We start from the raw sequence: 14,380 nt of genomic DNA, 5'->3' as shown, positions 1-14,380 counted from the left end.
CACTCCTTGCGCACGTGTCCTTCGCGCGGCCGGGTGATCCTCGGGCCCCGGCGGTGCCCCCCGGGGGCCGGGCCTCGTTGCAGACGGCGTGAACACCACGGCAAGCCCCTCCCACATACTGCAGGTCCCGATCCGAACCGACCGCGGCGCCGCCCGGCGCCCGCTGCCCGGCGTCGTGGCCTCGTGCCGCACCGAGGGCACCACGCTGAGCATCGCCGTACAGGGTGAGATCGACCACTTCACGGTGGCCCCGCTGAGCGCGCTGCTCACGTCGGCGGCGGCGTTCGGGCACACCCGGCTGGTGGTCGACGCGTCCCGGGTGACGTTCTGCGACTCCGGTTTCCTGAACGCGCTGCTGGCCTGGCGGCGGGGCGGCCGCCGACTGGTCCTCGCGGCGGCGTCCGCGGCGGTGAAACGGCTGCTGGCCGCCACCCGGAGCGGGAAACTCCTGGCGCAGGAGGCCCGGAGGTGAGCCGGGACTGAGCCCCCCTCCCGTACCGCCCGCCCGCACCGCGGCCTCCGCACCCGTACCCGGTCGTACGGGTCCGGGGGCCGCCCCGTGCGCGGTCACCGGCGCAGGGTGGCCGCCATCAGGTGGGTCTCCAGCGGGAGCGTGGTGACGGAGTCCAACTGGAAGCCCGCCTTCTCCAGCAGCGTGCGGTAGGCGTCCTCGTCGCGTTCGCGGCCGCCGCCGAGGACCACCAGCATGTGCATGTTGTAGCCCTGCGCCAGGGACGAACCGGTGCCCCGCGTCAGCAGGCGTTCGACCACCACCAGCCGGCCGCCCGGCGCCATGGCCGAACGGCAGTGGGCCAGGATGCGCAGGCACGCCTCGTCGTCGAAGCAGTGCAGGATGCGCGACAGCAGGTAGACGTCGCCCCCCTGCGGCACTCCCTCGAAGAAGTCGCCCGGCACCAGCGTGACGCGGTCCCCGTGCTCCGAGGCGATCGGCCGGTCCGCCGTCTCCGCGATGACGTGCGGCGCGTCGAAGAGCACCGCGCGCGGCTCCGGGCAGGACTTCAGGATCTCGTGCAGCAGCGCCCCGTGCCCGCCCGCGACGTCGACGATCAGCCGGGCCCCGGAGAAGTCGTGCACCTCGGGGACCTGAGCGAAGAACGGCGTGCCCGCGACCATGGCCCGCTCGTAGGTGAGGGAGAGGTCGGGGTGCTGGTTGAGGTAGCGGAACAGGTCGCTCCCGTACACCTCGGTGAAGGCCGAACCCCCCGTCCTCAGCGAGTGGTCGAGCGCGCCCCACGCCCGGTAGAAGTGCGAGCCGTAGATCCGCACGTGGTCGCGCATGGAGTCCTGCGTCCCGGTGCGCAGCAGCTCGCCGACCGGGGTCAGCGCGTATCCGGCGGGGTCCTCGCCGCTCACCACGTCCAGGCTCTCCAGGAACAGCAGGAGCCGCCCCAGGGCGTCGGGGTCGGTGCCCGTCCGGTTCGCGAGTTCGACGGCCGGGGCCCGGCCGGCCGCCGCGATGGCGTCGACGAGGCCCGACTCGGCGGCCAGGTAGATCGCCTGGGTCTTCCAGAAACCGGCCATCAGCTCGATGAGCCGTCGCCCGGCGGTGTCCGGCGCGGCCTGCTGCGCCTGCCGCGTCCGGTCCGGCGCGGTGTGCTGCGTCTGGTCCGGCGCGGTGTGCTGCGTCTGGTCCGGCGCGGTGTGCTGCGCGTTTTCCGGCACGGTCATGCCCCCACTCCCTGGTCGGTTGCCCGGACGCCCTGGATCAGCCGGGCCAGTTCCGGTTTCTGGATCTTGCGGGTGGACGTGCGCGGCAGGTCTTCGAACCGGAACTGGCGCACCGGCGCCATCGTCGGCAGGTCGCTGGTCGCCCGCTGCCAGCGCGCCGCGTCGAGCGGGTTCTCGTCGACGGTGGCGACGACGGGGACCGGTTCGCCGTCCGCCCCGGGCACCAGGACCACCTCGCGCAGTTCCTCCAGGCGGCTCATCAGCAGGTCCTCCACCGCCAGGCTGCTCTCCAGGTCGCCGATCCGGTCGACCTCGCGGTCCAGCAGGTGCAGCAGGCCCCAGCGGTCGCGGCGGCCCATGTCGCCCACCCGCCACCATCCGTCGTGCAATTGCTCCGCGTACCGCTGGTCCTCGCCGAGATAGGTGAGGATGCGCGTCCTGCTGCGCACTTCGAGGTGGCCGGCGCGCCCGCCGCGCAGCCGCTTCCCGGCGTCGTCGACCACCCGCAGCGAGATGAAGCCGGGCAGCGGCAGCCCCACGCAGCGGCCGTTCATCCTGGCCGCCGAGCGCCGGGTGTACCAGCGGCCGGCCATCGGGCCGATCTCCGACTGGCCGTAGAACTGGACGAACAGCGGGCGGGTGCGCCGGGAGGCGCCGAGCATGCGCTGGATGGTCCGGGGGTGCATCGCGTCGAAGGTCGCACCGAAGACCCGTACGCCGGCGAGCGGTTCGCCCGGGGCGTCGGCCAGCGCTTCCCAGTCGACGTAGGTGTTGGGGTGGGTCTCGATGTAGCCGGGCCGTTCGCGCGCGAACAGCGGGCCGATCCGGCTCGGGTCGGGGTCGACGGCGATCAGCATCGGGTTGCCGTGGCTGAGGAACATGGCCAGGCCCTGGTAGAAGCGCGAGTGCACGAACGTCATGCACAGCGCCGCCTTCTCCTTGCCGCGGATCGGCCAGGACACGACCTTCTGCGGAACCAGCCGGTGCCAGCCCGCCTCGGGGCAGTGCACCGCCAGCTTGGGGACGCCGGTGGTTCCCGAGCTGTGCGTGATCAGCGAGGGCTGGCGCGGGTGCAGGAAGACGGGCGGCCGCTTCGGGGCGCCCCGGTGGTCGGCCAGCCGCACGACGGGAGCGGACGGCGGCGCGTCCCCTTCGGGAGCGGGCCCGGTCGCGCCGGCTGCGCGGGACGCGCCCTCCGCCGGTGTGCCGGTCGTCAGCAGGACCGCTCGTACGGATGCCGGTGCGAGCACCGCCCCCAGGGGGCCGGCGAGGGTCGTCGCGTCGGTCAGCAGCCACGGCCCGTCGAGCCGGTCGAGCAGCGTCCGTACGACCGGGGCCTCCAGGGCGGGCGACAGGAGGGCGGGGACCGCGCCGATCCGCGCGGCGGCGCAGGCGTGCAGCGCGATGTCGAAGTTGTCCTTCTTGTACAGCGCGACCCGTTCGGTGGGCCGCACGCCCGCGGCCCAGAGCCGGGCGGCCAGTTCGTCCGTCTGCTCGGCGAGCTGCCCGACGGTGAAGCGCGTGCCGAGCTCGGGGGCGTACTGAAGGGGCTGGTCGAGCGTGACCGGTGTGGTGGCGTCGTGGCCGGCGGCGGCGTGGAAGAGGTCGCCGATGTAGAAGCCGTTCCCGCGTGTGACCCGGCGCAGCAGTGCGTGCACTGGTCCTCCTGATTTCCCGTTCGTCGCGTGGGGGTGGGTGGGCGAGCGTGGCGTGAGGTGGGTGCGGTGCGCGGCTCAGGGCCGGGGGGCGAGGTCCGAGGCGTCCGGGAGTCCGGCCGTGCGGCCGTACAGCCAGGCGAGGTGCGTCGGGTCCTGGGTGGCGCGCATCCGCTGGTCGCGGTCCGTGCATTCCGGCCCGTCGGGCAGGTGGAACTCCTCGGCGAGGCGCCTGGCCCGCCGGTGCACCTCGGCGGTGCGGGGCAGCCGCAGGCTCTCGTACTGCCGCACCGCCTCCTGCGGCGCGCCGGGGCGGGCGTCGAGACAGCCGACCAGTGTGGTGACGTCCTCCAGCGCCTGGTTGGCCCCCTGGGAGAGGTAGGGGAGGGTGGGGTGCGCGGCGTCGCCCAGCAGCACCACCCGGCCCGTGGCGTAACGGTCGGGGATGTCCCGGTCGTACAGCCCCCAGCGGGTGACCGAGGAGGCCGAGGTCACCACCCGGCGCACCTCTTCGTGCCAGCGGCCGAACGCCGCCCCGAGGTCCTCGGGGCCGCCGCCGGGGCTCTCCTCGGGGCTGACGCCGACGGCGCTGAAGTGCACGGTGCGCCCGCCCGCCACCGGGTAGTAGGTGACGTGCCGTCCGGGACCCAGCCAGAACATCACCCGCGGGTCGTCGCGGAAGGACGGCACGACGGAGGCCGGGACCAGCCCCCGGTGCACGGCGTACCCGGCGTACCGGGGGGCGTCGCGCACCACGGACCGCCGGACGACGGAGTGGACGCCGTCCGCCCCGATCACCAGGTCGGCGTCGGCCATGGTGCCGTCCGTGAAGTGCAGCCGGACCGCGTCCGGGCGCTCCTCCACCCGGGCGCAGGCCCGGCCCAGTTCGACCGCGCTGGCCGGCAGCAGGGAGGTCAGGCACCGGTGCAGGTCGGCCCGGTGGATCAGGTAGTACGGAGCGCCGTACAGCTCCTCGCACCTGTCGCCCAGCGGGGTGCGGGCGATGGGCGCGCCGTCGGCCCAGCTCCGGGTCTCGATCGCCCGGGCGCGCACGCCGGTGGCGGCCAGGGAGTCCCGGAGGCCGAGGCCGTGCAGCACCCGGACGCCGTTGGGCGAGAGCTGGATGCCCGCGCCGACGGCGACCAGCCGCGGCGCCCGTTCGAAGACGCGGCAGTCGACGCCCCGGTCGCGCAGGAGGGCCGCGACGGTCAGGCCCGCCACGCCCGCGCCGACGACGGCGATGCGGATGTCTCGGTCAACCATGCGCGTCCTCTCGGATGGGTGCCTGTACGGGCGCGTGCGGCTCGTACGGCTCGTACGGGAAGGGCTCGGGGACAGCCTTCCAGGGGCCGTTCGAGAGCGAGCAGCAGAAACGTTCGAGAGGAGCCCGGCCAGGGCGTTCGCGGGGGCCCGTGCCGCGGTGCGCCGGGAAACGACCGAGGGCCCGCCGGTGTGCGGCGGGCCCTCGGGGGCGGCTGGGCCCGTCGGCGTGCGACGGGTCCGGGCGTTACAGCGCCTTCTGCTGGTCCTGCTCGATGCGCCGGGGGGACAGCCGGGCGATCGGCAGCAGCATGAGGAAGGTGATCACCGCCAGCAGCCCGAAGGCGAGCCGGTAGTCGCCCGTGATGTCGCGCAGGCCGCCGACGAGCACCGGCCCCACCGCCGCGCAGCCGTACCCGACGAAGAACGCCATCGCGCTGAACCGCCCGGCCTGGACCGCGTCCCGGCTGGCGGAGACCGGCAGGGTCAGCACCAGCGTGAAGAGTCCGCCGTGGCCGATGCCCATCGCGAGGATCCAGATCCAGGCGCCCGTGCCGGGGCTGAAGGCGAAGCCCAGGAAGCCGATCGCGGTCAGCACGCTGGTGGCGGCGAGGCCCGTCCTCTTGTCGGCGCGCTCTCCGAGGAGGGCCGGGACGCCGAGCATGGCGACCACCTGGATGGAGATCATCACGGTCAGCATGACACCCGCGTTGGCCTCGCTGACACCGCCGGAGTCGTGCAACAGCGGTGCGATCCAGGCCAGTTCGCAGTAGTAGAGAGCCGAGTTGGCGGCCGACAGCGCGGTGATGCGCCAGGCGAGGGAGCTGCGCCAGGGCAGACCGCTGGTGGCGGGGCCCTTGGGCCCGGCCACGTGCTCCAGGCCCAGCGAACGCCGGGCGGCCGTCCACATCACGATGCCGATCACGGCCAGCACCGCCCACGAGGCCAGGGCGCCCGGCCAGGACCCGAGCGCCTGGGCGAGCGGGGCGCTGGCGCCGGCCGCGACCGCGCCGCCGAGGCCGAGGCCCGCCGTGTAGATGCCGGTCACCAGTCCGGCGCGGGCCGCGAAGCGGGTCTTGACGACGGCGGGCAGCAGGGTCTGCGCGATGGCGATGCCCGCGCCCACCACGGCGGCGGCGCACAACTGGAGCCAAGCCGCCTCGCCGAGCCCGCGCACCGCGGTCGCGAGGCCGACCACGAACAGGCCCGCCAGCACGCCCCGCTGGAGGCCCCAGCGGCGGCCGATCGAGGCCGCCAGCGGGGCGCAGGCGCCCATGGCCAGCGTCGGAACGGTGGTCAGCAGCGCGACCCCGGTGGCGGACAGGTCGAGGTCCGTGCGGATCCGGTCCACCAGCGGCGACACGGCGGCGATGGCCGGCCGGAGGTTGGCCGCGGCCACGAACAGGGCGAGGGCCGCGAGTCCGAGCGCGACGCGCGCGTCGGCGGCCGGAGCGGGTCCCGGTCGCGCGTCGGCGGCCGCGCGGTCGCCGGCGCCGGGCGCCTGCGGTCCGCCGAGTCGTAAACGGTCATCTGTGTCCGCCATGTCAGTCCACCTCTTCGGCAATCTCGGATATTCCTTGTCCTGGTTATAGCAGAATCACGGACATCGGATGTCGGAGATTGCTAGAGTGCTCGTCATGAAGCTCTCCAACGGGGTCGAGTGGGGCCTGCACTGCTGCGTCTCGATCAGCCAGAGCGACGGCCCGGTGTCCGCCGCCCGGCTCGCCGAGCTGCACGGTGTTCCGCCCTCCTACCTGGCCAAACACCTTCAGGCCCTGTCCCGGGCCGGGATCGTGCGCTCCACCCCGGGGCCGGTCGGGGGCTATGCCTTCACCCGGCCGGCCGCCGAGGTCAGCGTGCTCCAGGTGGTGCAGGCCGTCGACGGTCCCGAACCCGCCTTCCGGTGCACGGAGATCCGCAGGCGCGGGCCGCTGGCGCTGTCCCCGGAGAGGTGCGAGAAGCCGTGCGCGGTCTCCCGGGCCATGGCCACCGCCGAGACCGCCTGGCGGGAAGCGCTGGCCGGGATCTCCGTCGCCGATCTGGCCGGCCGGATAGACCAGGACAGCTCGGGCACGGCCATGCGCGATCTGCGGTCCTGGCTGGCCGGCGCCCCCTAGGCCCGGCGGCCGGCGCCCGGGCCGTCGTGCAGGACGGCCCACGGGCGGCCCCGCGTCACCCGCGAACCCCCCACACACGAGGAGCAGCAGCCCATGAGCGTTCACGGCTACCGCACGCCGTCACGCGCGAACCTGCCCCGTCCCGCCGCCCCGCGCTCCTGCGAGGAGCCGCCCGGTTCCGCCGTGGAGGCGGTCCCGGTCGACCTGTTGCTCCCGGCCGGCCACGGGCGGTCCGGCCGCGGGGCCGCGGGCCCGGTGGCCGGGGCCGGCCAGGGCGACGGGCGTCCGGTGGTCGTGCACCGCGGGACGATGCGGGTGATCGTCGGGGCGGCCGTCCTGTACGCCGCACGCGCCCGGGGCGCGCGCACCGTGGACGTGCGCTTCTTCGACGGTTCGCTGGAGGAGGCGCTGACGATGGCCGCGGAGTCCGCCCTCGCCCTCCCCGCCGTCACCACGCCCGCCCAGCGCGCCGCCGAGGCGGCCCGGCTGCTGCGCGCCCACCCGCAGTGGTCGGACCGGGCCGTCGCCGCGGCCGCGGGCGTCTCGCCCAAGACCGTCGCCGCCCAGCGCGCCCGGCTCCGCGGGACGGCCGCCGCCCCGCAGAAGCGCATCGGGCTCGACGGCAGGGCGCGCCCGCTCAGCAGTGCCGAGGGGCGCGCGCTCGCCGGGCGGCTGCTGCTCGACGCCCCGGGCGCCTCGCTCCGCGAGATAGCGTCCAGGGCCGGGATCTCACCGGCCACCGTCCGCGACGTGCGGGAGCGGCTGAAGCGGGGTGAGAATCCGGTCCCGCCCGGCTGCGCGCCCTCGGCGGCGCAGGTCAGGTCCCGCCCGAGTGGGAGTTGAGGATGGCCAGTTGCAGGTCCTGGAGGTCGCGGCCCGGTTCGATGCCGATCTCCTCCACCAGCCGGGCGCGCAGCCGGCTGAACACCTCCAGCGCCAGCGCGCGACGCCCGACGAGGGCCAGCGCCCGCATGTACTGGCCGTGCAGTCCCTCGTGCAGGGGGAACTCGCTGGTGAGCGCGGCCAGATCGGCGATCGCCAACTGGTGCAGCCCGGTCCGCAGCCGCGCCTCGGCCAGCGTCTCCATGGCGCCCAGCCGCCACTCGTCGAAGAGCCGCCGCCGGGTCTCCAGGACCGGCCCCTCCGGCACGTCCGCGAAGACCGAACCCCGCCACAGCGACAACGCGCCGTCGAGCAGGTGGATCGCCCGGTCGTCCTCGCCCGCCTCGACCGCCCTGCGCCCGAGATCCGAGAGCCGCCGGAAATCCTGCCAGTCCAGTGTTCCCGCAGCGCTTTTGTAGCTGTAACCTCCCGGTCGTGTCACCAGTATTTCCTGCGCGGTCTCCGCCAGGCTGAGCCCGGTGAGCTTCGCCAGCGTCTTACGGCAGTTCAGGATGTACGTCTGCAAGGTACGGAGTCCACTCGCGGGGGGATTCTCACCCCAGATCTCGCGCATCAGCACGGAAACCGGAACCACGAAATCCGCACTCACGGCGAGAGTGGCCAGCACCGTACGTATCTTCGGGGCGACAGGGGCGCTTTCAGCGGATTCTCCGATTCCGATGTAGAGCGGGCCGAGAACCCCGCATCGCAGTCCCCGGTCCGGGGAGCCGGCGGCGCCGATCCCAGTGTTGAGCGTCTGACCTGGTGAGAACGTGGAAGTGTACAAGGCATCCTCCATCGAGGGCCGCTGCGACTGTAAGCGACACACGAGGGAGAATCATGCATCAGATGCGGCCCGACGGCGGGGCTCTCCCCGAATAGCAGCCAAAATTCGACCTGTTGGCCAATTCGCTTCCCCGCGCCGCGACCGAATCCAGTCGGAGCCGCCGGACGGCGTCCCGCCCCGCCGCATTCCGCGGTCAACCGGAGAACTTCCGCAGTTGCACAGGGAAGCCCCTGAACGCCTCTCCTGGCACTTCTAAACCTATTCCCAGCAAATAGCCGAGAACAGCTCCTGGCACGGGCTCTCGACAGTTTCGTAGACCATTTCTCGAATACCGCTTGGGAAGCTGCTCGCTGTTCGGTCCGACCCATACCCCCGCTCCCCCCGACCGTGCACCCAGCAAGGAGTGTCAGATGACAGGAACCGCATTACCGGGTACCTCGTTGCGCATGGCCAGGCTGGCCGGGCACGGCGACGGCAACCTGCTGCTCGTGCCCCTGGACCATTCCGTCTCCGACGGCCCGATCGCCTCGGTCGAGGGCTTCCACCAACTGGTACGGGACGTCGTCGCGGGTGGCGCGGACGGGCTGGTCGTGCACAAGGGACGGGCCCGGCTGCTCGACCCGCTGCTGTTCTCCACCTGCTCGCTGCTGGTCCACCTCAGCGCCAGCACCGCCCACGGGCCCGACGTCGACGCGAAGGTGCTGGTCGGCGACGTCGAGGACGCCGTACGGCTGGGCGCCGACGCGGTCAGCGTGCACGTCAACATCGGCTCCGACACCGAGTCCGCACAGCTCTCGGACCTCGGGACGGTGGCGGCGGCCTGCGACCGGTGGGGCATGCCGCTGCTCGCCATGATCTACCCGCGCGGGCCCCGGCTGACCCGGCCGCCCTCCCCCGAACTGGTCGCGCACGTGGTGAACGTCGCCGCCGACCTCGGCGCCGACCTCGTCAAGACCGTATTCGTCGGGCCCGTCGAGCGGATGGCCGAAGTGGTCGCCGCCTCGCCCCTGCCGGTCCTGGTGGCCGGCGGCGCGGACCAGCGGCAGAGCCTGGCCGAATTCGCCGGTACCGCGATGGCCGCGGGCTGCCGGGGACTGGCCGTGGGCCGCCGGGTGTTCGCCTCGGCCTCGCCCCGGCAGACCGTGCGCGAACTGTCCGCCATCGTGCACGGCCGGCCCGCCGACGCCGAGGCCGTGGGCTTCCCGGCCCCGGTCGCGCACTCCTCCTCCACCCCTTCCTCCGCATTGGCAGGTGCCCTGTGAAGCTCAGCTGGATAGACATCCGCACCATCGGTTCCGCGAAGGACGCCGTCGTCCAGGAGGCCCTGCACGCGGGCGTGCACGGCATCCTCAGCGACCGCGTCGAGGACCTGGCCCCCCTTCCGCCGTCGGTGAAGCGCGTCCTCTTCCCCCAGGGGCAGGCGCTGCCCGAGGACTTCGGCGCGGCCGACGTGGTGATCGTCGACCCCGCCAAGCACGGCGAGCCCGCCGAACTCGCGCTGCTGCACCCGGACGTGGAATTCGGCCGGTTCACGGAGATCGTCGACGCGGAGACCCTGGAGGAGGCCTGCGCGTCGGGCCGCCAGGAGAAGTGGAGCGTGCTGCTCTTCCGCGACCCCACCAAGATTCCGCTGGAGATCGTCATCGCGGCCGCCGCCCGCGCGACCGGCAGCCTGATCACCGTGGCGCAGGACGTCGAGGAGGCCGAGATCATCTTCGGTGTGCTCGAACTCGGCTCGGACGGCGTCCTGATGGCGCCCGCCCGGGTGGGCGACGCGACCGCGCTGCGGCAGGCGGCCGAGACCGGCGTGCCCGACCTCGAACTGGTCGAGCTGGAGGTCACCGCCACCGCGCACGTGGGCATGGGCGAGCGGGCCTGCGTGGACACCGCGACGTACTTCCGCAAGGACGAGGGCATCCTGGTCGGCTCGCACTCCAAGGGCATGATCCTGTGCGTCAGCGAGACGCACCCGCTGCCCTACATGCCGACCCGCCCCTTCCGGGTCAACGCCGGCGCCATCCACTCGTACACCCTGGCCAAGGACGAGCGGACCAACTACCTCAGCGAGCTGAAGGCGGGCAGCAAGATCACGGCGGTGGACATCCACGGGAAGACCCGGCTGGTCACGGTGGGCCGGGTGAAGATCGAGACCCGCCCGCTGCTGTCCATCGACGCGGTCGGCCGCGACGGCCGCACGGCCAACCTGATCCTCCAGGACGACTGGCACGTCCGGGTGCTGGGCCCCGGCGGCACCGTGCTGAACAGCACCGAGCTGAAGCCCGGTGACAAGGTGCTCGGCTATCTCCCGGTGGCGGACCGGCACGTCGGTTACCCCATCGAGGAGTTCTGCCTGGAGAAGTAGCCGGGAGCGGCCCGTCGGCCGGAACTCGCGTCCCGGCCCGGCGCGCCCCCTGCTCCGGTACGTCCCCGCAGCGGCCCGAGCCCGCGGGGCGGAGGACCACAGCCAACGGGCCCGTGCGGCCATGAACTCCCCTGGAGACATCCGTGAGCGTCAGACGGCTCACCGTGTGCATCGTCGGTGCGGGACCGCGCGGACTGTCGGTGCTGGAAAGGTTCTGTGCCCACGAACGGAAGTCCGCCTCGCACCCGGCGGTGACGGTTCACGTCGTGGACCCGGCCCGCCCGGGCGCGGGCCGGGTGTGGCGGACGGGTCAGCCGCGCCAGCTGCTGATGAACACGGTCGCCTCGCAGGTGACCGTGTTCACCGACGGGTCCGTCGACATGGCGGGCCCGGTGGAGGCCGGCCCCAGCCTCCACGAGTGGGCGCGCGAACTGGCCGCCCTCACCCCCGTGGAGGAGCTGCTCGGCGGCCACGACGACGCCACCCTGGCCGAGGCCCGGGCCCTGGGCGCCGACTCGTACCCCACCCGGGCCTTCTACGGGTGCTACCTGGAGGAGATGTTCCGCCGGGTGGTCTGCGGCGCGCCCGCCCACCTGGAGGTGCGGGTGCACCGCTCGACCGCCGTCTCCCTGGCGGACGAGACGCCGGGCTCCGGAGGCGCGCAGAGCCTGCTGCTCGCCGACGGCACCCGGCTGGCCGGGCTCGACGCGGTCGTGCTCGCGCTCGGCCACGTCCGCGCGGAGGAGCCGGGCGCCCCCGACCCGCGCGCCGCCGCGCTCGGCCTGGCCCACTTCCCGCCGGCCAACCCCGCCGACCTCGACCTGTCCGGCATCGCGCCCGGCACCCCCGTCCTGCTGCGCGGGCTCGGCCTGAACTTCTTCGACCACATGGCGCTGTTCACCCTCGGCCGGGGCGGCGCCTTCAGCCGCCGCCCGCACGGGCTGCGGTACCACCCCTCGGGGCTCGAACCGCGGCTCTACGCCGGTTCGCGGCGCGGGGTCCCGTACCACGCGCGCGGGGAGAACGAGAAGGGCGTGGACGGGCGCCACACCCCGCTGCTGCTCACCCCCGAGCGCATCGCCGAACTGACCGGCCGGCACCGCGAGGGCCCCGGCCTGTCGTTCCTCCGGACGCTGTGGCCCCTGATCGCCCGCGAGGTCGAATGCGTCTACTACGGAACGCTGCTCGCCTCCCGCGGCCGGGCGGCCGAACGGGACGCCTTCGTGACGGCGTACCTGGCGGGCGGCGACGACACGGACCGGGGCGGGGTGCTGGAACGTTTCGGCATCGGCCCGGCCGACCGGTGGTGCTGGGAGCGGACCGCGTCCCCGCACCCCCGGCACGGCTTCACCGGGCCCGACGGGCACCGCCGCTGGCTGCTGGAGCACCTGGCCCAGGACGTGCGCCGGGCCAGGGCGGGCAATGTGAGCGATCCGCACAAGGCCGCCCTGGACGTGCTGCGCGACCTGCGCAACGAGATCCGGCTCGTGGTGGACCACGGCGGGCTCGACGGCCTGTCGCACCGGGACGACCTCGACGGCTGGTACACCGGCCTGAACGCGTTCCTCTCGATCGGCCCGCCCGCCTCCCGCATCGAGGAGATGGCGGCCCTGATCGAGGCGGGCGTGCTCGACGTCGTCGGCCCCGGCCTGGAGGTCGACATCGACGAGGCGGACGCCGCGTTCGTCGCCCGCTCCCCGCTGGTCGCCGGCCGGCCGGTGCGCGCCCACGTGCTGATCGAGGCCCGGCTGCCGGTGACGGACCTGCGCCGTACCGCCGATCCGCTGTTGCGCGACCTGCTGCGCAGCGGGCAGTGCCGGTCCTACCGCATCCCCGCCGGCCGGGCGCCGGAGGGCTACGAGACCGGTGGCCTCGAAGTCACCCGTCGCCCGTACCGCCTGGTGGACGCGCTGGGCCGGGCGCACCCGCGGCGCTTCGCCTTCGGCGTGCCCACGGAGGCCGTGCACTGGGTCACCGCCGCCGGGGCGCGGCCCGGCGTCAACTCGGTCACCCTGGGGGACGCCGACGCGATAGCCCACGCCGTCGCCTCGCTCACTCCGGCCGCCGCCCCCCGGCTGCCCGCGTACGAGGACCCCGGCGTCCGCTGCCCCTCCGACGACCGGCTCACCGAGGTGACGGCATGACCAGACCCCCCGCACCCCCGCCCGGCGCCCCCGGCGCCCCCGGCGCCGACGAGCTGCTCGACTGCGGGCTGCTGTCCCCCGTCCGGGCCGGCACCCCCGTCGAAGCGCTGGTCTGCGACTCCGCCTGGCTCCAGGCGATGCTCGACGCGGAGGCCGCGCTGGCCCGCGCCCAGGCCAGGACCGGCTTCCTGCCCGCCGCCGCGGCCGAGGCGATCACCGCGGCGGCGCGGGCCGACCGGATCGACCTGCTCGCGGTCGCCCGGGGCGCCCGGGAGACCGCCAACCCCGTGGTGGGGCTGGTGGCGGCGCTCACCGCCGCGGTCCGCCGGGACGACCCGGCGGCGGCCGAGTACGTCCACCGGGGCTCCACCAGCCAGGACGTGCTGGACACCGGGGCGATGCTCGTCGCCCGCCGGGCGCTGCGCCTGATCGGCGACGACCTGGACCGGGCGGCCGACGCCCTCGCGGCGCTCGCCGCCGACCACCGCGACACCCCCATGGCCGGCCGCACGCTGGCCCTGCACGCCGTGCCGACGACGTTCGGGCTGAAGGCCGCGGGCTGGCTGGAACTCGTCAGCGAGGCCGCGGGGCGGGTGGCGCGGCTGCGCGACGGGCTGCCGTTCTCGCTGGGCGGCGCGGCGGGCACGCTCGCCGGGTACTTCGGCGACCGCACGGACCGGGGCGACCCGGTCGTCCTCCTCGACCGGCTCCTCGACGCCTACGCGGCGGAGACCGGGCTCGCCCGGCCGGTGCTGCCCTGGCACGTGCTGCGCACCCCCGTGGCCGATCTGGCCGCCGTGCTCGCGTTCACCGCCGGGGCGCTCGGGAAGATCGCGGTGGATGTGCAGTCACTGGCCCGCACGGAGGTGGCGGAAGTCGCCGAGCCGGCCGTGGAGGGGCGCGGCGCCTCCTCCGCGATGCCGCACAAACGCAATCCCGTCCTGTCGACGCTGATCCGCAGCGCGGCGCTCCAAGTGCCCGTCCTGGCCACGGGGTTGACCCAGTGCCTGGTGTCGGAGGACGAGCGGTCGGCGGGCGCCTGGCACGCGGAGTGGCAACCGCTGCGCGAGTGCCTGCGGCTGACCGGAGGCGCCGCCCGCACCGCCGTGGAGCTCACGGCGGGGCTGGAGGTGGACGCCGCCCGGATGCGGGCCAACCTCGACCTCACGGACGGCCGGATCGTCTCGGAGTCGGTCGCGGTGGCGCTCACCCCGCTGCTCGGCAGGCAGGCGGCGAAGGAACTGCTGACCCGGGCCGCGTTCACCGCCGGCCACGAGGGCCGGACGCTGGGCGAGGTGCTCGGCGAACTGCCCGAACTGGACGGGGTGCTGCCGAAGGAGCGGTGGGAGGCGCTGCTCGATCCGGCACGTGCCACCGGGGTCGCGGGAGCGCTGGTGGACGGCGCGCTCGCCCGGCGCCGCCCGGCGGCCCGGTGAACCGGGCCGCCGGTCCCGTGGACCGAACCCGCGACACCCCCATCGGGC

12 protein-coding genes are annotated in these 14,380 nt (G+C 74.3%); 7 read left to right on the top strand and 5 right to left on the bottom strand.

All coding sequences use genetic code 11. The annotated features are described in order from the left end of the window. The first annotated feature begins 88 nt into the window (after positions 1-88). Positions 89-472, top strand: a complete 384-nt coding sequence (locus ACZ56L_RS20015) for an STAS domain-containing protein (RefSeq protein ID WP_468691759.1) — start codon at positions 89-91, stop codon at positions 470-472. A 95-nt stretch (positions 473-567) separates the two neighbouring features. Here ACZ56L_RS20015 and ACZ56L_RS20010 read toward each other — a convergent pair whose 3' ends face one another. The 4 genes from ACZ56L_RS20010 to ACZ56L_RS19995 all read right to left on the bottom strand — a co-directional run bounded on the left by ACZ56L_RS20010 (position 568) and on the right by ACZ56L_RS19995 (position 6,147). After that, the gene (locus ACZ56L_RS20010) at positions 568-1,689 is read right to left on the bottom strand and encodes a methyltransferase (protein WP_471065364.1); all 1,122 of its coding nucleotides are present in this window, start codon (positions 1,687-1,689) and stop codon (positions 568-570) included. Continuing rightward, positions 1,686-3,347, bottom strand: a complete 1,662-nt coding sequence (locus ACZ56L_RS20005; RefSeq protein WP_468691755.1) for a class I adenylate-forming enzyme family protein — start codon at positions 3,345-3,347, stop codon at positions 1,686-1,688. The genes ACZ56L_RS20010 and ACZ56L_RS20005 overlap by 4 nt, the downstream gene beginning before the upstream one ends. Before the next feature lie 75 nt (positions 3,348-3,422). Further along, on the bottom strand, positions 3,423-4,607 hold the full coding sequence (locus ACZ56L_RS20000; RefSeq protein ID WP_468691753.1) for an FAD-dependent monooxygenase: 1,185 nt from the start codon (positions 4,605-4,607) through the stop codon (positions 3,423-3,425). A 244-nt stretch (positions 4,608-4,851) separates the two neighbouring features. After that, complete coding sequence (locus ACZ56L_RS19995) at positions 4,852-6,147, bottom strand: MFS transporter (RefSeq protein ID WP_471065362.1); 1,296 nt, start codon at positions 6,145-6,147, stop codon at positions 4,852-4,854. Positions 6,148-6,241: 94 nt separating this feature from the next. Between ACZ56L_RS19995 and ACZ56L_RS19990 the strand changes: the two genes are divergently transcribed. Both ACZ56L_RS19990 and ACZ56L_RS19985 read left to right on the top strand, forming a co-directional pair. Further along, complete coding sequence (locus ACZ56L_RS19990) at positions 6,242-6,721, top strand: RrF2 family transcriptional regulator (protein ID WP_345228831.1); 480 nt, start codon at positions 6,242-6,244, stop codon at positions 6,719-6,721. 93 nt (positions 6,722-6,814) lie between these two features. Next, positions 6,815-7,564, top strand: coding sequence for a winged helix-turn-helix domain-containing protein (locus ACZ56L_RS19985; RefSeq protein ID WP_468691749.1), 750 nt, complete (start codon positions 6,815-6,817; stop codon positions 7,562-7,564). Here ACZ56L_RS19985 and ACZ56L_RS19980 read toward each other — a convergent pair. After that, positions 7,539-8,129 (bottom strand): AfsR/SARP family transcriptional regulator, encoded by a 591-nt coding sequence (locus tag ACZ56L_RS19980; protein ID WP_401756619.1) that lies wholly within the window; start codon positions 8,127-8,129, stop codon positions 7,539-7,541. The two genes, ACZ56L_RS19985 and ACZ56L_RS19980, sit on opposite strands and share 26 nt — an antisense overlap. 671 nt (positions 8,130-8,800) lie before the next feature. On the opposite strand from ACZ56L_RS19980, the gene ACZ56L_RS19975 reads away from it, so the two are divergent. The 4 genes from ACZ56L_RS19975 to ACZ56L_RS19960 all read left to right on the top strand — a co-directional run bounded on the left by ACZ56L_RS19975 (position 8,801) and on the right by ACZ56L_RS19960 (position 14,332). Next, a complete protein-coding gene (locus ACZ56L_RS19975) occupies positions 8,801-9,652 on the top strand; it encodes a 2-amino-3,7-dideoxy-D-threo-hept-6-ulosonate synthase (RefSeq protein WP_345228834.1) in 852 nt (283 codons plus the stop codon). Beyond that, positions 9,649-10,752, top strand: coding sequence for a 3-dehydroquinate synthase II (locus tag ACZ56L_RS19970; RefSeq protein WP_345228835.1), 1,104 nt, complete (start codon positions 9,649-9,651; stop codon positions 10,750-10,752). The genes ACZ56L_RS19975 and ACZ56L_RS19970 overlap by 4 nt, the downstream gene beginning before the upstream one ends. A gap of 143 nt (positions 10,753-10,895) precedes the next feature. Continuing rightward, on the top strand, positions 10,896-12,896 hold the full coding sequence (locus tag ACZ56L_RS19965) for an FAD/NAD(P)-binding protein (RefSeq protein WP_471065358.1): 2,001 nt from the start codon (positions 10,896-10,898) through the stop codon (positions 12,894-12,896). Continuing rightward, complete coding sequence (locus ACZ56L_RS19960; protein ID WP_471065356.1) at positions 12,893-14,332, top strand: nitrosuccinate lyase; 1,440 nt, start codon at positions 12,893-12,895, stop codon at positions 14,330-14,332. The genes ACZ56L_RS19965 and ACZ56L_RS19960 overlap by 4 nt, the downstream gene beginning before the upstream one ends. The last annotated feature ends 48 nt before the right edge of the window (positions 14,333-14,380 follow it).

The sequence above is a fragment of the Streptomyces sp. NPDC039736 genome (assembly GCF_055596485.1).
This window is presented reverse-complemented; position numbering and strand designations above follow the sequence as displayed.

Excerpts from the sequence above, each read along its gene's own strand:
- ACZ56L_RS20010 (WP_471065364.1), bottom strand. The coding sequence starts at position 1,689 with ATGACCGTGCCGGAAAACGCGCAGCACACCGCGCCGGACCAGACGCAG.
- ACZ56L_RS20000 (WP_468691753.1), bottom strand. The coding sequence starts at position 4,607 with ATGGTTGACCGAGACATCCGCATCGCCGTCGTCGGCGCGGGCGTGGCG.
- ACZ56L_RS19995 (WP_471065362.1), bottom strand. The coding sequence starts at position 6,147 with ATGGCGGACACAGATGACCGTTTACGACTCGGCGGACCGCAGGCGCCC.
- ACZ56L_RS19990 (WP_345228831.1), top strand. The coding sequence starts at position 6,242 with ATGAAGCTCTCCAACGGGGTCGAGTGGGGCCTGCACTGCTGCGTCTCG.
- ACZ56L_RS19985 (WP_468691749.1), top strand. The coding sequence starts at position 6,815 with ATGAGCGTTCACGGCTACCGCACGCCGTCACGCGCGAACCTGCCCCGT.
- ACZ56L_RS19975 (WP_345228834.1), top strand. The coding sequence starts at position 8,801 with ATGACAGGAACCGCATTACCGGGTACCTCGTTGCGCATGGCCAGGCTG.
- ACZ56L_RS19960 (WP_471065356.1), top strand. The coding sequence starts at position 12,893 with ATGACCAGACCCCCCGCACCCCCGCCCGGCGCCCCCGGCGCCCCCGGC.